Origin of the sequence: Arthrobacter sp. UYCu511 (genome assembly GCF_040547105.1) — a bacterium.
Taxonomy (GTDB): Bacteria; Actinomycetota; Actinomycetes; order Actinomycetales; family Micrococcaceae; genus Specibacter; species Specibacter psychrochitiniphilus.
This window is the reverse complement of the sequence record NZ_JBEPPB010000006.1, coordinates 113945-131822: the sequence shown is the minus strand read 5'-3', so window position 1 is coordinate 131822 and position 17878 is coordinate 113945. Positions and strand designations below refer to the sequence as shown.

Genomic DNA, 17878 nt, shown 5'->3' with positions numbered 1-17878 from the left:
TTGAGTGCCTCCGCCCTGCCCGCGCTCGTGGGACACGGGGCCGTGCCGTCCCTCGGCATCCTGCCCGACTGGCTGGACCCCATGAACATGTTGGACCACCCGGCACTTGGTTTTTGGGTGGTCATCATTGCCTGCGCCATCATCTTTGCCGAGACTGGCCTGCTGGTGGGTTTCTTCCTACCCGGCGATTCTCTGCTCTTTACGGCAGGCCTGCTGGTGAGCACCGGCGGTATGCCCGTCAACATTTGGGTGCTCATGGGAATGCTGATTGTTTCAGGTTTCCTTGGAAACCAGCTGGGCTACTACATCGGTTACAAGGCCGGCCCCGCCATCTTTAACAAACCAGAATCCAAACTGTTCAAGAGGCAGCACGTTGAGAGTGCTCACGCCTTCTTTGAAAAGCACGGCGGCAAGGCCCTGATTCTGGCCCGCTTCGTCCCCATTGTCCGCACCTTTGTCCCCGTCATTGTGGGCGTGGCCAAGATGGATATGCGCAAGTTCCTGATCTTCAACGCCATTGGTGCCGTTGCTTGGGCCGGCGGCGTCACCTACCTCGGCTACGTCTTGGGTGACAATTTCCCCTGGGTCCAAAAAAACCTGGACATAATTTTCATCGGCATCGTGGCCCTCTCGGTCATTCCCATCGGCATTGAATTCATTAAGGCCATGATCAAGCGCAATAAGAAGAGGGCTTCACAGGCGTAGTTCTTCCACCACCACGAAGGCGACCCCGGGCATCAGCCCGGGGTCGCCTTCGTTTTTCCACCTCTATTTCCCACCACTTGCATTCGCAGCGCCTGAATTCTCAGCGCCTGCAGTCGCCGTGGCGGCGAGATTCAGTGGGAGAGTGCCTTCACTATGTGCGGCAGCAGTGCGCGGAAGGCATCGCCGCGGTGGCTGATGGCGTTCTTTTCCGCGCTGCTTAGCTCGGCGCAGGAGACCTCCAGCCCTGAGGGCGCCAAGATGGGATCGTATCCAAAACCGCCCTCGCCGCGGGGAACACTGAGCAAAGTTCCCTCAAGAGTTCCCTCTTCCACAACATCCAAGGACCCGTCTGCACTGGCTAGTGCCGCGGCGCAAACAAAACGTGCGCTGCGGTGTTCGGCACTGATGTCGGAAAGCTGAGCGAGCAGCAGATTCAGGTTCGCCGTGTCATCTCCATGCGTCCCTGCCCAGCGGGCCGAGAAGATCCCCGGGGCCCCGCCCAGGACATCCACGGCCAGTCCGGAGTCATCAGCAATGGCCAAGACGCCACTGAATTGCGCCACGGCATGAGCCTTGAGACGTGCGTTATCTGCGAAGGTGACCCCTGTTTCGGCAACATCCGGGGCGTGGATGGCTCCGGCGTCGAGCACGTCAGTATCAACGTCCAGGCCCGGGATCTGGCCCCGCAGCAGCTCCCGGAGCTCACGCAACTTACCCTGGTTGTGGGTGGCGAGGATGAGCTTGGGCGCCATTAGTTGGCGAGGGTTTCGCGCTGGATACGGGACAGTTCCGTGGTGCCCAGCAGGGCCAAATCCAGGAGCTGATTGAGCTCATCGCGGTCAAACGGGGCGCCTTCCGCGGTGCCTTGAACCTCAACGAACTTACCCGAGCCGGTGACAACAACATTCATGTCCGTCTCTGCGCGGACGTCCTCAACGTAGGGCAGATCCAGCATGGGAACGCCGTCGATGATGCCTACGGAGATGGCGGAGACGGTGTCAATCAGCGGGTTTGCGTTCTTGGCAATCAGCTTGTTTTCCTTGGCGTAGGCAATCGCGTCGGCGAGGGCCACGTAGGCGCCGGTGATCGCGGCGGTGCGGGTGCCGCCGTCGGCCTGCAGAACGTCACAGTCCAGGACTATGGTGTTTTCACCCAGGGCCTTGGTATCGATGATGGAGCGCAGGGAGCGGCCAATCAAGCGGGAGATCTCGTGGGTGCGCCCGCCAATTTTGCCCTTGACTGATTCACGGGAGTTACGGGTGTTGGTGGCGCGCGGCAGCATGGCGTATTCGGCCGTGACCCAGCCGGTACCTTCGCCCTTGAGCCAGCGCGGCACACCGGGGGTCAGAGACGCGGTGCACAGGACCCGTGTGTTGCCGAATTCAATGAGGGCCGAACCTTCGGCCTGCTTGGACCAGCCGCGGGTGATGGTGATGTCGCGGAGCTGGTCATTGCTGCGGCCGTCGGCGCGCAGTGTTTCATTTGTTGTCATGCATACCAGCCTATAGCCTCGCGTGCACGGGCTGCCGCGGTCTTCGGAGTCCGTAGTTAAGATTTGAGGCAGGTGCACAGGCCTCCAATCTTAACAACGGACTCCGGCCTCCTAGATCGTGTAGTGCACACCCGCCACGGCACCGGCCACGTCACCGGAATACACTTCGCGGGCTTCGGCCACCACCTTGTTGGTGTCCGTCCACACGGGGATGTGAGTGAGCAGCAGCCGCTTCACGTTAGCCCGGGCAGCAGCTTCTCCGGCACGTTTTCCTGTGAGGTGCACGTCTTTGATGTGATCATCCCGGCCCTCTTCGAAGGCCGCCTCGCACAGGAAGAAGTCGGCGTCTTGGGCGGCGTCTTCCAACCCTTGACAGCTGTCGGTGTCACCGGAGTATGTCAAAACGGAGGTTCGGTCCATGCCAGTGCCATCGTATTCAGTGACTTCCACGCGCAGCGCGTAGGCCTCCGGAGTGGGATGGTTCACTGAATAGGGTGTGACCTTGAATGGGCCTACGCTCACGGGTTCACGTTCTTGCCAGTTGATGAAGTCAAATTCTTCGCGCATGCCCGGATCCAGGTCCAGGCCGTAGGCGGTGGCAAGCCTGTCTGCTGTGGCTGCCGGGCCCCATACGGGAATCGGTCCACGGTGCCAGCCGTATGGACTCCACCGGACGGCCACGTGCAGCCCGCACAAGTCCATGCAGTGATCTGGGTGCAGGTGGCTCAGGAAGATGGCATCAATGTCCTCTAGGTCCATGTACCGTTGCACGGATCCCAAGGCTCCGCTGCCCAAGTCAAGGAGCACACGCCAGGGCCGAACGCCGTCGTGCGCTGTCAGCAGGTAGCAGGACGCGGGCGAGGCCGGGCCGGGAAAGGACCCGCTGCATCCAACAATGGTCAACTTCATGGCTACTCCCCCGCAATACTTCCCGGAACAGCAAGTCTGCCTATGGAAGCCTGCAAAACAAAATTGGATTGCTGTGTGACTGCGCCACCGCCTGGTTTCTGTGCGGCGGCAGCGAGCATGTCAGGGGTGATGCGGGCTAAAGATCCTGTGGGGTAATGCGCAGCAACATGGCTCACCTGTTCCACTCCGCGCACCTCCGGACCCAGAAAGCGCCTGGCCAGCACGGCGAAGCTGGCGGCGTCACCGGTTGAGAGGAATTGGTGGGTAGGAGCAGCCACTGAGACACGTTCCAGATCGTGGCTGACAAGGGCCCGGTACACATCTTTGGCTGTTTCCTCGGCACTGGATACCAGTGTCACTGTGTCCCCCATGACGTAGGAAATTACGCCCGTCAGCAAGGGATAGTGCGTGCAGCCCAGGACCAGCGTGTCCACGGCGGCTTTTTTCAAGGGCGCCAAATACTGTTCCGCCGTGGTTAGTAACTCTGGCCCGGCCGTGATCCCCGATTCCACGAACCGGACAAAATCGGGGCACGCCACGGAGGTAATTCTCAGGTCCGGGGCGGCCGCAAACGTATCCTCGTATGCCCTGGATCCCACAGTTGCCACCGTGCCAATGACGCCCACGTTTCCAGTCCGGGTGGCCGCCACGGCACGCCTCACGGCTGGCTGGATGACCTCAATGACGGGGATGCCGTACCGTGCCGTGTAACGTTCACGGGCGTCACGCAGAACCGCCGCCGATGCTGAGTTGCAGGCGATCACCAGCAGTTTCACGCCAGAATCAACCAGCTCATCCATGACGCCCAAGGCGTTGGCCCGGACTTCGGCTATGGGCAGCGGACCGTAGGGGCCGTTGGCTGTGTCACCCACGTACAGGATCGACTCATTAGGCAGCTGATCGATGACGGCACGGGCCACGGTCAGGCCGCCCACGCCGGAATCAAAGATCCCGATGGGGCGGTCCGTCAAGGGTGGGCGGCCGGCTGGCTGTGTTTCGGTGGTGCGTGCTGGATTTGCGCTCATGATCGTTTCAACAATAGTTCCTGCGGCCCGGCTACAGATAATATTTGACGCCGGTGGCCACCTATTTTGTTCGTTGCAGTTCCACGAGCATGGCCTGCACCAGGCTTTCCTGTAGCCAGGAGACAAAGTTATAGACCAGCGAGAGGTAACTTTCTACATCATCTGCATCGCCCCAGTCCTGCACCTCATGGATCCGTTCGGCGTCTTCGGCAGTGCGGATAGCTAGCCTTTCGGCCAGCACCAGACGGACATCATTCAACGCCATGGCCCATAATTTGGCACCCTCACTATCTAAGACCAGCTTCTCGCTGTCCAGACCCAAGGATGCTGCCCGCAAGGCACCGATCTTACTTTCGCGCAGGGAGCGTTCGGTGAGCTGGCGGAACTCCAGGGCGGAGTCGGCGTCGCCCGTGAGCGCGTCCGGCAGGAGCCTCAAGAGAGCGGGGTCCGTGGGGACACGGACATCCATGTCCAGGCCGATCAGCGCCGCCAGTGGATCCTCGTGGGCGGGGGTGGCCGGTTCAAGCATGGTGATGATGTCGGAGAAGAGCTTGCGCAGGAGGTCACGCTCGGCGGGTTCAAGGAATCCGGTGATGCCACGGCGGCCGGCGGAAAAAGCTTTAGCCACGGGGGCCGCCCTTCACAACAGTTGCCCACAGGCCGAACCCGTGCATGGCTACGGCGTGGGCTTCCATCTTTTCCTTGGCACCATGGGCCACCGCGGATTTGCCCTCAGTGTGGACTTGGAGCATTAATTTCGCCGCCTTTGCCTCTGAATAGCCAAAATAACTTTGGAAAACGTAGCTAACGTAACTCATCAAATTGACCGGGTCATTCCACACGATCAATTCCCAGGGGATGTCCGGGGAGATGAGTTCGCGCGTTGATGCTTCCCGGTCTGTTTCCGGGGCTGTGCTGACACTCATATGTCCATTCTAGTGTTGCCCCACTAAAGTGAATTCCGTGACTACGCCAATAAGCTGGGGACAGCCCCGCACTTCACTGTTTACAGATCACTATGAGCTGACCATGCTCCAGGCTGCTCTGCACTCGGGTGCCGCACATCGCCGCAGCGTCTTTGAGGCCTTTGCCAGACGCCTGCCGGACGGCCGCCGCTATGGGGTTGTTGGCGGAACGGGCCGTCTGCTCGAAGGTTTGGAGCAGTTCCGTTTTGGCCCTGACGAGCTGAATTTTCTGGCCCAGAACAACGTTGTCAATGACGAAACCTTGGCATGGCTCTCCGATTTCAAGTTCTCCGGAGACATTTACGGTTATGCAGAGGGCGAACTTTATTTCCCCAATTCACCCATTTTGACCGTCGAATCGACGTTTGCCGAGGCCTGCATTCTGGAAACGTACGTGCTCTCGATCCTGAACCACGACTCCGCTATTGCCTCCGCCGCCTCCCGCATGACCGGTGCTGCCGGAGCCCGCCCCTGCATTGAGATGGGATCCCGACGCACGCACGAGGAGTCCGCCGTGGCCGCCTCCCGTGCCGCCGTGATTGCCGGGTTCTACGGCACGTCCAACTTAGAAGCCGGCCTGCGCTACGGCGTACTGACGCTGGGCACCGCCGCCCACTCCTTCACGCTCCTGCACGATTGTGAAGAGGATGCCTTCCGTGCTCAGCTCGGTTCCATGGGCAACGGCACCACACTGCTGGTTGACACGTACGACGTCGAAGCCGCCGTCCGTAAGGCCGTCGCCATTGCGGGACCCGCCTTGGGCGGCGTGCGGCTGGATTCCGGTGACTTGCTCGCCCAGGCGCGGGATGTCCGGGCGTTGCTGGATTCGCTGGGGAACACGAACACGCGCATCACGGTGACCAGCGATCTGGACGAGTTCGCCATCGCAGCGCTGGCCGCAGCCCCCGTGGACGCTTACGGCGTGGGGACCTCCCTCGTGACCGGCTCAGGTGCGCCCACGGCGTCGATGGTGTATAAATTGGTGTCCCGTGAAGGTGACAACGGTGAGTTTGTGGCTGTTGCCAAGGCTTCCAAGAACAAAACCAGTGTGGGTGGGCGCAAGTACGCCACGCGCCGCCTGAACAACGAGGGTGTGGCTACTGCCGAAGTGGTGGGGATTGGTCACCGCCCGGATGCTGACACCAATGACCGCCCGCTGCTGGCACGGTTCATGACCGAGGGCGTGCTGGAACCAGGGTGGATCGGTTCTGATGGTGTGGTGCGAGCCACCGCCCGGCACGCCGCATCCATGGCCGAATTGCCCGGAGCCGCCCGCCGGCTCCAACGCGGGGAGCCTGTGATCCCTACCGAATACGAAACAGCAGCACCTGTCCCTGCGGCAGAGAACTAAGGAGCATCCCATGGCCAAGGCCCTGATCATTGTTGACGTGCAGAATGATTTCTGCGAAGGCGGCTCACTCGCCGTCGCCGGCGGCGCCAACCTTGCAAGCGAAATCAGTGAATTCCTAGAAAACGCCCAAGACCTGGACTTCGTTGTTGCCACACAGGATTGGCATATTGACCCGGGTGCCCACTTCTCCGAGACCCCGGACTTTCTCAACAGCTGGCCTGTGCACTGTGTGGCCGGCAGCAAGGGCGCAGCCCTGCACCGGAACCTGGATACTGAGGACATTGACGCATACTTTCGCAAGGGAAAGTTTGATGCGGCCTACTCTGGCTTCGACGGCCTGCTGGCACCTGAGGATGAGGTTGCCGTGGGTGAACGTGAGGCCCACGAATCTGTGGCAGAGGACGGCGAGGCCCCCATTAGCCTAGATGATTGGCTGCGCGAGAACGACGTCGAAGATGTTGTGATTGTGGGGATCGCCACGGACCACTGCGTGCGCGCCACTGCCCTAGATGCCATTAACGCCGGGTACAACACCACTGTGTTGCGGGACTATGTGGCAGGTGTAGACGAAGACGCCAGTGAGGAAGCTCTCGAGGAACTCAAAGACGCAGGAGTAGAGGTCAAGTAGCGGGCGGGCGCATGAGCCGGGTTATTTCCGCCCAATAAACCAGTCTTGGAGCTTCTTCAACCGGGTCTGCAACTGCGTTTCATCAGCCTGTGCCACGGCCGGGCCGCCACAGATGCGGCGCAATTCGCTGTGCACCATGCCGTGGGGCATCCCTGATCGGGAACTCCACGCGGAGACGTTCTTGGCCAGCTCGCCTCGCAGATCCATCAACAGCCGGTGGTCCACCAACGGCGGCGCCTCGGGTTCGGCCGGAGATCTCTTGCGCTTGCGGCTCTGTTGGTCGGCCTGGCGTTGACGCAGTAACAAACCCATTTGGTCGGCGTCGAGAAGTCCTGGGATGCCCAGGAAGTCGAGCTCGTCTTCACTGCCAATCGCGCCGCCGGTACCGAACTCGCCGCCGTCGAACAACACCCGGTCAAAGGACGCCTGTGATTCCAGCGCCTCAAATTTGAATTTCTCCAGGGTGTCGGAGGCCTTTTCCTCACGGTTGGCCTCCTCCATCTCGGAATCTTCTTCAATAAAGCCATCCGGATCCTTATCCGGGCGGTCCAAGGCGTGATCGCGCTCCAGCTCAAGCTGGTTGGCCAGTGCCATCAGGTTGGGCACTGAAGGCAGGAAGATCGACGCCGTTTCTCCCCTTTTGCGGGCCCGCACAAAACGGCCCACGGCCTGAGCGAAGAACAGCGGAGTCGCCGTCGAGGTCGCGTACACACCAACAGCAAGACGCGGCACGTCAACACCTTCGGAGACCATGCGCACGGCCACCATCCAGCGCTTGTCCCCTGCCGAGAAAGAATCAATCTTGGCGGAAGCCTTGGCGTCATCGGACAAAATGACGGTAGGTGACTCTCCCGTGATCTTCTTCAACTCTGCGGCGTAGGCGCGGGCGTCCTCGTGATCTGTGGCAATCACCATGGCACCGGCGTCAGGCACTGCCCTGCGCACCTCGGTGAGGCGCTTGTCCGCGGCGGCCAGGACGGCAGGGATCCACTGCCCCTCGGGGTTCAGCGCCGTGCGCCATGCCTGCGAGGTGACATCCTTGGTCACAGCCTCGCCCAGCGTTGCCGCCATTTCCTCACCAGCACTGGTGCGCCAGCGCATTTGCCCCGAATACGCCATGAACATGACGGGGCGCACCACATGGTCCTTGAGCGCTTCACCGTAGCCATAGGTGTAATCAGCCTTTGACCGGCGAATGCCGTCCCTATCCTCGGCGTATTCCACGAACGGGATGGCCGCTGTATCCGAGCGGAACGGGGTACCCGTCAAGGCCAAACGGCGTGTGGCGGGGTCAAACGCTTCCCGGATGCCATCACCCCAGGACAAGGCGTCGCCTCCGTGGTGGATCTCATCCATGATGACCAGGGTGCGCGCGGCCTCAGTTTTGGCCCGGTGCAACATGGGCTTGCTGGCAACTTGGGCGTACGTGACGGCTACACCAATGAAGCCCTTGCCGTGGCGGCCATCAGCATTTTTAAAGTTTGGGTCAATCGCGATGCCCACCTTCGCCGCGGCGTCTGCCCACTGTTTTTTCAAGTGGTCGGTGGGTGTGACGATCGTGACCCTGTTGATCTGCCCGCGGCTTATTAGCTGTGTGGCAATATGCAGGGCAAACGTGGTCTTTCCGGCACCCGGGGTAGCAACGGCCAGGAAGTCCCGCGGGCTCTCGTTGAAGTACTTTTCCATGGCTTCTGACTGCCATGCACGCAGCTTTTGTGCTGTACCCCATGCGGCGCGCTCAGGATAGGCCGGAGGCAGCGACGGGCCACCAAACAATGTCTCCGTCACGAATTATCCGCCATCCTTGTCACTTCTTCCACGCTTCCGTTCCCACTTCCGGGCACGGCGATTGAACGGTTTTAAACCGTTCCCAAAAAAGAATTACAGCCCCGAACTAATTCTTGGGCTTCTTCGGGCCTTTGCCCTTGCCGCCACCCTCGGGGCGCAGTCCGTCATAGACCTCTTTGCACTCGGGGCAGACGGGGAACTTCTGGGGGTCCCTCCCCGGAGTCCAGACCTTGCCGCAGAGCGCCACAACGGGATCTCCGGTCATGGCCGATTCCATGATCTTTTCCTTGCGGACATAATGCGAGAACCGTTCGCTGTCTCCGGGCTCGACTTCCTGCTTCAGTTCCTGGCGCTCAATCACGGCAGTGGAACCACCGGTCTGGCCGGGTCCGTAGTTCGGATCGTTTTCAAAGGGGTCTGGAGGCAAACTCATAAATTCAGTCTACCGTCTTCACGTCCGCGACTCACCGTAGTGGCTCCCACATCACACTCCGACTGAAGGAGAGGGAGCGTCCCTGGAAAACGCGCCGAAACTGCGGGAGCGTTGGGAGGGGACGGCTGCGGGAGCCCACCTTTTCGTTCAGGTGAGCTCCCGCAACCGCAGAAGTGGCGTCAGTGGCCCTACTTTTTACAGACCCTGCCAGGCGGGCTTGTTGTCATAGGCGTGGCGGTAGCTTGGAGCACCTGCCAACTTCGATGCTGCAGCCTCGTCAATGATGACGGTGGCCCGGGGGTGGAACTGCAGGATCGAGGCCGGGCACGCTGCGGACACGGGGCCCTCAACGAAGTCGCGTACGGCGTCGGCCTTGCCTGCTCCGAAGGCCACCAGAACCAAGTGGCGGGCATCCATGATGGTGCCCAGCCCCTGGGTCACCACGTGGTGCGGAACTTGGTCAAGATGATCAAAGAAGCGCGCGTTGTCCTGGCGTGTCTGCTCGGCCAGGGTCTTGATGCGTGTGCGTGAGGCCAGCGAGGAGCCTGGCTCGTTGAAGCCGATGTGCCCGTTGGTGCCGACGCCCAAGATCTGCAGGTCAATGCCGCCCGCGGCAGAAATCGCATCCTCGTACGCTTGGCAGGCACCCAACAGATCCTCGGTGGAGCCATCCGGGCCGTGCACGTTCTCTGCTGCCACATCAACGCGGTTCGTGAACTCGCGGCGAATGACCTCGCGGTAGGACTCGAAGTGGCCCGCGGGCAGGCCCACGTATTCATCCAGAGCAAAGCCGCTGACCGCGGAAAAGTTCAGCCCCTCGTCAGCGTGGCGGCGGGCCAGCTCATCGTAGATGGGCAGCGGGGAGGAACCCGTGGCCAGGCCAATCACGGCGTTGGGCTTGTTACGCACCAAGGCCTCGATCGAGTCGGCGGCAAGCGCCCCAATTTCCTTGCTGCTGGGGAGGATGATGACCTCCATGAAACACGCTTCCTTTCACTGCCACCCTCAGAAAGCGGTGACTAACGGCTTGTCGCAGACGGGCGCAAGTGCACAGACGCCCCGTCAGCGCACTCCGCAAGCGGTGGCTGACAGGGCGCTTTTGCCTTGGGTCTGCTTTGTAGCTCTAACCATATCCAGTCTCAGCGATCTACAGAAACGGACTGCAACAATTCCGGTCCACGGCGCTCATATTGCGCCCCGCCAATGCGGATCCCCAAGACCACGTACAGGGCGCCGAGCAGCAGACCAACCAGCAAGGCCAACCAGCCAAACAGTGGCTGGCCGGTGACGGCACCAATGATGACCAGCACTGCTACGGGGGCAGCTAGTACCCCCGCACCGACAAAGCCGCCCAACTGAACCAGCACGGTGGCGAAGCTATTGCCCGGCTTGGATTTCATGGGGCTCTCCCCCGGCAAGGGAGCCATCATGGTGAAGCGGGATGAGAGCACACTGGCCAGGCCCAGTCCTGCGCCGGTAGCACCCATTATCAGGCCCACGGCCGGTGGGAACTGCGCCCAGGTTCCGGAGACAACACTTCCGGCAATAGCAAAGAGCAATCCCAGTGGCAGTGCCAGGACGGCAGCAGCCAGAACACGTCCGGTCCTATCTGCCTTTCCACAAACACCGGAGGCCAAGTGCAGAGCGAACGCGGTGCTGTCATAGGAAATATCGGAGGAAATGCTCCACGCAATCATGAAAGCTGCAATGGCGCCGGAATAGCTCAGGATGGGTCCCACTGCATCCATCCCCCCCGTCTGAGAACCGCCAAATACCAGGACAACGGGGATAAGTGGGGAGATGAGCAGCCCCGCACTATAGCGCGGATCACGGAACCAATAGGTGAGACAGCGGGCAGCTATGGCGCCAGTGGGGGTTTGCGCGAACATGGCAAAGAAGCCCAACTTGCCCGGGTTACGCTTGGCTGTTCCGGAGAACGCGGGGGTCACAAGAGCCCGGACCAGGCACACCTTCCACACCCAGGTCAGTGCCGCAATGGTTGCCAGCGCAATCAGGAATTTCACGGCGGCAGCACCATAGGCGCCGCTGGCAATGGCGGCTGGCACCGCCCAGATGGCGCCCAAAGGAGTCCAGGACACAGTGTTTGCCAGCTGGGGCAGGAAATCGGCAAAGTCAGTGATTCCACTGGAGATGCCGGCAATGATGGGGCCCATAAGCATCAGCGGGACCAGAACCACAATGCCGCTGACGTCCTTAAAACGGCGGGAGGATGCCAGACTGGTGCTCGCTGCCGTGATGGCACGTGAGGCAACAATGCAGGTTAGCGCGGCTAGGGCTCCGCAGATGAGGGCGGCAACAGCTGCCACCGGGTGGCGCCACCAGGCAGCGGCGGTGCCCACGGCGGCCAACAAGGTGATGGCACCTGGAATACCGATGAAACCTGAGAGCGCCAGGCCGGTCAGCATGCTCTTCATGGGGATGGCGTAGGTGGTGAAGCGGGCAGGGTCCAGTGTCATATCCAGTCCGGCGGCAACCACCGGAACAATAAGCCAGCCAAGGAACAGTGCCGCACCGGCAAGGACAAGGACGGTGCCTACCAGCGCCGAATCAGTGGCACCCAGCACGGCCAGGCCCACCAGCACCATGACCAAGATGCCCAGCCCGTACAGGGCCCCAATGATGAGCCCTACCAGTTGCCAGGGCGTGCGCTTCATGGAGTTGCGCAATAGCGCAATTTTTAGTCTTAAGAGGTGCGCAACCATGACAACCCCGCAGTCTGGTTACGGCCGCCAACAAGTTCCACGAACTTCTCTTCCAGGCTCATTTCGCCCCTGACCTCATCCACCGTGCCAGCAGCCAGGACTTTGCCGCCGGCAATCACGGCCACGTGGTCACACATGCGTTGGACCAGGTCCATGACGTGACTGGAGACAATCACGGTGCCGCCGGAATTTACGTAGTCATGAAGGATGTCACGGATATTGGCGGCGGAGACAGGATCCACCGATTCAAAGGGTTCGTCAAGGACCAGCAGCCTCGGGGCGTGAATAAGTGCCGCGGCAAGGGCGATCTTCTTGGTCATACCGGCGGAGTAGTCCACCACCAGCGTCCCGGCGTCCCGGGTCAGGTCCAAGGCGGCAAGGAGGTCTTTCACACGCAACGCCACGGTGTCTTTGTCCATGCCCCGCAGGAGACCGGCGTAAGTGACCAACTGCTCACCGCTGAGCCGGTCGAAGAGGCGCACACCGTCAGGCAGCAGACCCATGAGCTTCTTGGCTTCCAACGGTTGTGCCCAAACGTCCAGACCATGGACGCTTACCTGACCAAAGTCCGGGCGCAGCAGCCCCGTGGCCATGGATAGCGTGGTTGTTTTTCCGGCGCCGTTGGGCCCCACCAAACCGTAGAAGGATCCGGCAGGAACATCCAAGTTGATGTTGTCAACGGCCACCTTCTCGCCGAAACGCTTCGCCAGTCCGCGAATTGACAGGGCAGGTGGCCGGGTCTCTGAGGGCGCAATCGAGGTGTTCATGAAGACGACACTAGCAATCCTGAGGTTGCATGTGACTTATCCCAAAGGATGATTTTGGCACTTCCGTGTCACTCCGGCAATTGGCCCCACAAGAATGACACGGCAGCCACCCGCCGGCTTCGCGGCTCGAGAACGCAGCTTTAGAACAAGGCCCGGGCCAGTGCTTGCCGCGAAGCAGAAACGCGCGGATCGCTGATGCCCACAACGTCATACAGCTCCAAGAGGCGGATCCTGGCAGGTTCGCGTTCGGGGCCAAAATGCGTGGCAATGAACTTCACCAGCCGTGCCAATGCGTCCTCAACATGACCACCTGTCGCGTCCAGATCCGCAACGGCCAAGGCGGCTTCAAGATCGTCTTGATCGCTGGCTGCCCGGGTGCGCAGCTCCTCGGCCGCCACCACATCGATACCAGCGGTCCGGCGCATCAGCTGCACCTGGGCCAAACCGATCTTAGCGTCGGAATCGTTGGGCTTTTCAGCTAAGGCTTTCTCGTAGCTACTCTGCGCCGTTTCCAAATCCCCTGCTTCAATGGCGTCGCGGGCGGCCTGATGCAGTGGTGGCAGTTGCGGCTCGGGCACGGCCGCCGGGTCCTGCGCACCACCGAGATTGCCGGTAACACCGTTGCTGGCTGCGACCTTCAGGAGCTCATTGAAGAACTCCTTGACCTGTTCCTCGGGAAGCTCACCCTCAAACATGGGCACAGGCTGGCCCTTGATCAGTGCCACCACTGTGGGAACCGCTGTCACGCCAAAAGCTTGAGCAATTTGCGGGCTGCTATCAACATCGATCCGGCCGAGCGCCAACTGGCCACCGAATTCGTTAACAACCTTTTCCAGCATGGCGGTCACATTGGCCGATTGCTGCGAGCGGCCAGAACCCATCGCCGCCACAACGGGAACCTGCTGCGAAAGCTGAACAAACTCTTGGAAACTTGCCTCGTTCACGTCCACCGCATAGGGCGAGGCGTTGGCGGAAGCGCCAGGCGCGGGAGCCGCGGCACGGTTTTTCAGGGCGGAAAGATCGACGGCGCCACGGAGGTTAACTCCGGACAGGCCGTTGGGTGACATGGGGCTGTTTTGACTCATGAACTCACTCTAACTGGGCAAGGCGGCGGCCTTAGCTAAATCTCGCCGCGGGTGAAACCTGGCAAAGGGGACTCAGACTCCTGATAGCGTCCGGGTCCCCTGTGCAAGGCGAAATTACTTCTTGAAGTTGCCGCCTACCAGGTTGCGGGTAGCGGATAAGATGGTGATTTTTCCATCCGAGCCTGCGGGCGGAATGTGCATGACCACGGGCTCAGCGTAATTGAGGGTGAAGCCCTTCGTGGTTTCCTTGCCTCCCGTGAATACTGCCGCGTCATCGCCCACGGTCAGGTTGGCGTTTTCCTTGCTCGTAGCGTCGATTCCGAAGTTATATCCAACTACCACCATGGCGCCGCCGTCAGCCGTGCGCAGGTTTACTACCTGGCCGGTGTCTGCCTTGTGGCTGAACACGTAGCTGGCGTCTTTGGCTTCCTTGAGGATGGTGGCTTGGGTATCAAGGACGCTCTGAATGTAGACGCTGTCATTGAAGGAGGTTTTGAATTTGCTATCGGCCTTTGTGAGGCGGTCACTCAGGGCCGCAATGGCGTCAGCAGGGCTCATCGCCAGACCATCAGCAGCATCAAGAGGCAATTCCTTGGTGCCTTCCTTATCAACCTTGGGGAAAGTTTGACCGGGCAGCAAAGGCGTTGCCTGAATCAGCTTGTAGTTTTCCCGCGGGCTTGCCTGCACCAGCGTCAATAGCTGAGGCAGGGCATTGTTTTCACCTTGTGTAACCAACATGCTGGAACGGGGCCAAGTCTCCGTTGTGGTGACGACCTTGGCCAGCAGTGTTGAGGCATTCACCGGTTCCATGGCCGCCTGCTTGGATACCTTGGCCCGAATTTTGTAGTTGGCTGTGCGGGCTTCCAAGGCCATTCCCGAAACCCGAACTTCAAGTTCCTGAGCATTTTTTGCATTATCACCAGCCGCCACAGCAGCAGCAACCGCCGAGGAAATACGCTGCACTTGGCTATCGAGCAGTGCGGGGAAACCTGGCGTGGACGGCACGGCTGTTGCCGTGGCGGGCGCAGATTCTGTGGCAGCAGCTGTGGCTGAGGGACTCGTTGCCGGTGTGGTGGGATCGGCAGCCACAGCAGGGCTGAGGCTGCCAGCCACTAGAACTGCGGCCAAGGCCACGCCACAACGCGTGGTGAACTTAACGCGCTTGTTCATCAGTCCCATGGTTCCTTCATGCGCCCTGAACTCCGTCTGCTGGTCCTTACCGGGCTTGTCCTTGGCAGGTTTACTCTTAGCAGGCTTGTTCTTCCCGGCAATGTTCTCCCCAGCAATATTATTTCCGCCATTGTTGTTATCGGGCGTGTTGTCATCAGGCTTGTTGTTATCAGGCTTGTCCTGATCAGAGGGGTCATTATCAGGTTGGTCCCGATCAGCCTGGTCCGAGGTGCCGGAATCTGAGCTGGACTCAGTTTCAACGGCCACCGGATCCACCGTAGTGTCGCTGGGCTTGGACGCAGCGGGGGGCTCAGTCTTAGACAGCATCAGCGGCAGGGCGGAGGTAGCGTCACCGGAAACAACTGCTTGAACGGGGGCAGCTTTGTCCTGCCTTGAGCTCTTGTCCGGGCGATCAGTGGAATCATCGCCTGGGCCTGCCTTGTCTGGGCCTGCCTTGTCGGCTTCTGCCTTGCGGGCCTCGTCAATCGTGGCAGGGGCGCCGGGTCCGTCTGCCTGCTTGGCCGCTGAACGGGACGCCACAATCTTGTCCACTTCCAGGGCGCCGGTGGCCGGATCGGACGGGACGCGGCCAGCAGTACGGCGGCCTGCCGCAACTTCTGCCTTGGGCTTGTTTGGTGCAATAAGGAACATCAGTGCGGCCAGAGCCAACAGCGCTGAGCCAATGATCATCAGCGGGACGGCCCAAGGGGTGCCAGCTTCGTTGTCCACCGTGATGGAAATGTCGGTAGGCGCTGCGGCCTTGCCATCAACAGAGAGGAGCAAGGCCCAGTCCCCGCGGCCGGGAGCCTGCCAGGTGTAACTGAGTTCACCATCGGCTTTTTCCTCGCTGACCCACATATCGGAGCCTGCAGGGTTAGGCACGGTGGCCTCACCCTTGTGGCTGGTGGCCGCCAGCTGAGTAAAGTCCGCATCGGCCCCACCAATCTCGGTATATGCGCCATTCCCTACCCAGCCGAGGATATCGTCCTGGCGTGCCACAGCAAGCTGCAGAGGCCCATCGCTCTTGACGGTCATGGTGAACTGGCCATCACGAGTATTGAGCAGTTGCGGACCAATAACAGTCAGTGGTGCAGACGCGGAGGGCGCCGGCGCTGTGGCTGTAAGCGTGGCCGGAGGGAGCCAGATGGTGCGCTGGCCAATGCCTGCACCCAACACCAAGAGGCCCAGGATGGCCAAGACAATCGCAATTTTTGAACGCAAGAACTTACCTAACATCGACGGAACACTGCTGTGATCGTTAGATCAAGGGTAACTGAACCGTTATCTAATGGGCATTCTCCTTTGACTTTTATCACGTTGGCATCCCCGTGGCGCACGTTTTGAACACTCAAGCGCTGGTAACCTCTATTCACTAAAGGAAGTGGAAGAATTTGCCACCATCCATCAGACATTAAGGCAGAAACAGTGAACTCTTCCCCAGATCCAAGCGGCGAACAGCCGCTCCCGGAAGAAACCACTCCGGCTCCGCTTCAGGGCGGGAATGAAACACGCCAAGAGCAGGGTGAAGCGAACCCCACGTTGGCCGCCCCCGTTGCGGCATCGGCCGCCTCAATATCCCTCGAAGCAAAACCAGCTCAACGGGGTTGGCGCAGCTGGGTGGCGGACAAAATCCGGCAGCCGGTTCCGGGTGCACAGCCTCGCGTGCGCTTTGACCTGCCGATGGCTCCGAGCGGACCGGGCGCGCCCATGAGCAACAACGAAGGTTCCAGCGGGGGCAGCTTGGTCCGCCATCCTATTTACTTTGGCTTTATGGGAACCGTGGGCGTTGGCATTGCCTTGTTTCTGAGCTCTATCCTGGCGAACACGCAATCCCTACTGTTGTGGATTGTGACAGCTTTGTTCATCTCTTTGGGGTTGGACCCAGTGGTCCGCTGGCTCGAGCAGCGCAAGGTCCCGCGCCCTCTGGGAATAGTTGTGGTTCTGCTTGCTCTGCTTAGTGTGGTGGCGTTGTTCTTCGCCACATTGATTCCTACCATTGTTGAGCAGACTACCCAGCTCATTAATAAGGCTCCGGTATGGATCAAGGACTTCCTCAACTCGGATTTTTTCAAACAACTTGATGTCCAGTACCACGTCCTTGACACGATCAACGAGCAAGTAGCCAAGTTTTTCCAGGACGCACAAGCTGTGGGCGGTATTTTTGGCGGAGTACTAGGTGTTGGCACCACTATTGCTAATGCACTTTTTGGCACCCTTATTGTGCTGGTCCTGAGCCTGTATTTTCTAGCCTCATTGCCTGCCATCAAGAAGTGGGGCTACCGCCTTGCACCCCGTTCACAGCGCTCCCGTGTTGAAGAGTTGAGCGAGGAAATCACTCGCGGCGTGGGCAATTACGTCATAGGTCAGGTGTGCGTGGCCGTACTCAACGCCACCTTTGCCTTCATCGTCATGAGCATTCTCGGCATCCCCTTCAGCGTCCTGCTGGCCTTTGTTGTGGCGCTGCTGGCATTCATTCCACTGGTGGGAGGCATGATCGCGGCGATTGTGGTGATCGCCGTCAGCCTGACAGCGGGTTGGCAGACTGCCGTCATTTACGCCATTTGCTACTTTGCTTACCTGCAGTTTGAGGCGTACTTCATCTCACCGCGCATCATGCAAAAGGCCGTGGCGGTTCCCGGCGCCGTTGCCGTTATTTCGGTGATTGCCGGTGGCACACTCCTCGGTGTTCTGGGCGCACTGATTGCGATCCCCACGGCCGCTGCGGTGATGCTGCTGGTGAGAGAAGTCTTCATAGCCCGGCAGGACGAGAACTAAAGTTCACCTCTGGGCAGAGATCGTTTTTTTGATCTTACAGAAGCAAGAAGGAGGGGCGGGAA

General features: G+C 60.2%; 17 protein-coding genes. 4 read left to right on the top strand and 13 right to left on the bottom strand.

What is annotated here, in order from left to right:
* On the top strand, window positions 1-705 hold the full coding sequence (locus ABIB48_RS10465) for a DedA family protein (protein WP_245932231.1): 705 nt from the start codon (window positions 1-3) through the stop codon (window positions 703-705).
* 131 nt (window positions 706-836) lie between these two features.
* Here ABIB48_RS10465 and rdgB read toward each other — a convergent pair whose 3' ends face one another.
* The 6 genes from rdgB to clpS all read right to left on the bottom strand — a co-directional run bounded on the left by rdgB (window position 837) and on the right by clpS (window position 5057).
* Window positions 837-1457 carry an RdgB/HAM1 family non-canonical purine NTP pyrophosphatase gene (gene rdgB, locus ABIB48_RS10460; RefSeq protein ID WP_354212927.1) on the bottom strand — a complete coding sequence of 207 codons (621 nt, stop codon included), beginning with the start codon at window positions 1455-1457 and terminating at the stop codon, window positions 837-839.
* Window positions 1457-2197: a ribonuclease PH gene (gene rph / locus ABIB48_RS10455; protein ID WP_110106659.1), complete on the bottom strand. Its 741-nt coding sequence runs from the start codon at window positions 2195-2197 to the stop codon at window positions 1457-1459. Before rph ends, rdgB begins: the two co-directional genes overlap by 1 nt.
* A gap of 111 nt (window positions 2198-2308) precedes the next feature.
* The gene (locus tag ABIB48_RS10450; RefSeq protein WP_354212926.1) at window positions 2309-3106 is read right to left on the bottom strand and encodes an MBL fold metallo-hydrolase; all 798 of its coding nucleotides are present in this window, start codon (window positions 3104-3106) and stop codon (window positions 2309-2311) included.
* Window positions 3107-3108: 2 nt separating this feature from the next.
* Window positions 3109-4131: a glutamate racemase gene (murI, locus tag ABIB48_RS10445; protein ID WP_354212925.1), complete on the bottom strand. Its 1023-nt coding sequence runs from the start codon at window positions 4129-4131 to the stop codon at window positions 3109-3111.
* Window positions 4132-4192: 61 nt separating this feature from the next.
* The gene (locus ABIB48_RS10440) at window positions 4193-4759 is read right to left on the bottom strand and encodes a DUF2017 domain-containing protein (protein WP_110106657.1); all 567 of its coding nucleotides are present in this window, start codon (window positions 4757-4759) and stop codon (window positions 4193-4195) included.
* Entirely contained in the window at window positions 4752-5057 is a 306-nt protein-coding gene (clpS, locus tag ABIB48_RS10435; RefSeq protein ID WP_110106656.1) for an ATP-dependent Clp protease adapter ClpS, read from the bottom strand. Before clpS ends, ABIB48_RS10440 begins: the two co-directional genes overlap by 8 nt.
* Before the next feature lie 76 nt (window positions 5058-5133).
* Between clpS and ABIB48_RS10430 the strand changes: the two genes are divergently transcribed.
* Both ABIB48_RS10430 and ABIB48_RS10425 read left to right on the top strand, forming a co-directional pair.
* Complete coding sequence (locus tag ABIB48_RS10430; protein ID WP_354212973.1) at window positions 5134-6447, top strand: nicotinate phosphoribosyltransferase; 1314 nt, start codon at window positions 5134-5136, stop codon at window positions 6445-6447.
* A gap of 10 nt (window positions 6448-6457) precedes the next feature.
* Window positions 6458-7075 carry an isochorismatase family protein gene (locus tag ABIB48_RS10425; RefSeq protein WP_110106655.1) on the top strand — a complete coding sequence of 206 codons (618 nt, stop codon included), beginning with the start codon at window positions 6458-6460 and terminating at the stop codon, window positions 7073-7075.
* A 21-nt stretch (window positions 7076-7096) separates the two neighbouring features.
* Here ABIB48_RS10425 and ABIB48_RS10420 read toward each other — a convergent pair whose 3' ends face one another.
* The 7 genes from ABIB48_RS10420 to ABIB48_RS10390 all read right to left on the bottom strand — a co-directional run bounded on the left by ABIB48_RS10420 (window position 7097) and on the right by ABIB48_RS10390 (window position 16262).
* On the bottom strand, window positions 7097-8863 hold the full coding sequence (locus ABIB48_RS10420) for a DEAD/DEAH box helicase (protein WP_354212924.1): 1767 nt from the start codon (window positions 8861-8863) through the stop codon (window positions 7097-7099).
* Window positions 8864-8969: 106 nt separating this feature from the next.
* The gene (locus tag ABIB48_RS10415; protein ID WP_110106653.1) at window positions 8970-9296 is read right to left on the bottom strand and encodes a DUF3039 domain-containing protein; all 327 of its coding nucleotides are present in this window, start codon (window positions 9294-9296) and stop codon (window positions 8970-8972) included.
* A 195-nt stretch (window positions 9297-9491) separates the two neighbouring features.
* Window positions 9492-10274 (bottom strand): glucosamine-6-phosphate deaminase, encoded by a 783-nt coding sequence (gene nagB, locus ABIB48_RS10410; RefSeq protein ID WP_315913114.1) that lies wholly within the window; start codon window positions 10272-10274, stop codon window positions 9492-9494.
* Between the two features lie 161 nt (window positions 10275-10435).
* Window positions 10436-12019: a transporter gene (locus ABIB48_RS10405; RefSeq protein WP_354212923.1), complete on the bottom strand. Its 1584-nt coding sequence runs from the start codon at window positions 12017-12019 to the stop codon at window positions 10436-10438.
* A complete protein-coding gene (locus ABIB48_RS10400; RefSeq protein ID WP_110106650.1) occupies window positions 12001-12786 on the bottom strand; it encodes an ABC transporter ATP-binding protein in 786 nt (261 codons plus the stop codon). The genes ABIB48_RS10405 and ABIB48_RS10400 overlap by 19 nt, the downstream gene beginning before the upstream one ends.
* 140 nt (window positions 12787-12926) lie before the next feature.
* A complete protein-coding gene (locus ABIB48_RS10395) occupies window positions 12927-13871 on the bottom strand; it encodes a tetratricopeptide repeat protein (protein WP_110106649.1) in 945 nt (314 codons plus the stop codon).
* A gap of 114 nt (window positions 13872-13985) precedes the next feature.
* Entirely contained in the window at window positions 13986-16262 is a 2277-nt protein-coding gene (locus ABIB48_RS10390) for a hypothetical protein (RefSeq protein ID WP_354212922.1), read from the bottom strand.
* Between the two features lie 204 nt (window positions 16263-16466).
* On the opposite strand from ABIB48_RS10390, the gene ABIB48_RS10385 reads away from it, so the two are divergent.
* A complete protein-coding gene (locus ABIB48_RS10385; RefSeq protein ID WP_502914125.1) occupies window positions 16467-17816 on the top strand; it encodes an AI-2E family transporter in 1350 nt (449 codons plus the stop codon).
* The last annotated feature ends 62 nt before the right edge of the window (window positions 17817-17878 follow it).

What these genes read in the sequence shown, in the direction of transcription:
- rdgB (WP_354212927.1), bottom strand. Translation starts at nt 1,457, where the DNA reads ATGGCGCCCAAGCTCATCCTCGCCACCCACAACCAGGGTAAGTTGCGT.
- rph (WP_110106659.1), bottom strand. Translation starts at nt 2,197, where the DNA reads ATGACAACAAATGAAACACTGCGCGCCGACGGCCGCAGCAATGACCAG.
- ABIB48_RS10450 (WP_354212926.1), bottom strand. Translation starts at nt 3,106, where the DNA reads ATGAAGTTGACCATTGTTGGATGCAGCGGGTCCTTTCCCGGCCCGGCC.
- murI (WP_354212925.1), bottom strand. Translation starts at nt 4,131, where the DNA reads ATGAGCGCAAATCCAGCACGCACCACCGAAACACAGCCAGCCGGCCGC.
- clpS (WP_110106656.1), bottom strand. Translation starts at nt 5,057, where the DNA reads ATGAGTGTCAGCACAGCCCCGGAAACAGACCGGGAAGCATCAACGCGC.
- ABIB48_RS10425 (WP_110106655.1), top strand. Translation starts at nt 6,458, where the DNA reads ATGGCCAAGGCCCTGATCATTGTTGACGTGCAGAATGATTTCTGCGAA.
- ABIB48_RS10415 (WP_110106653.1), bottom strand. Translation starts at nt 9,296, where the DNA reads ATGAGTTTGCCTCCAGACCCCTTTGAAAACGATCCGAACTACGGACCC.
- nagB (WP_315913114.1), bottom strand. Translation starts at nt 10,274, where the DNA reads ATGGAGGTCATCATCCTCCCCAGCAGCAAGGAAATTGGGGCGCTTGCC.
- ABIB48_RS10405 (WP_354212923.1), bottom strand. Translation starts at nt 12,019, where the DNA reads ATGGTTGCGCACCTCTTAAGACTAAAAATTGCGCTATTGCGCAACTCC.
- ABIB48_RS10400 (WP_110106650.1), bottom strand. Translation starts at nt 12,786, where the DNA reads ATGAACACCTCGATTGCGCCCTCAGAGACCCGGCCACCTGCCCTGTCA.
- ABIB48_RS10395 (WP_110106649.1), bottom strand. Translation starts at nt 13,871, where the DNA reads ATGAGTCAAAACAGCCCCATGTCACCCAACGGCCTGTCCGGAGTTAAC.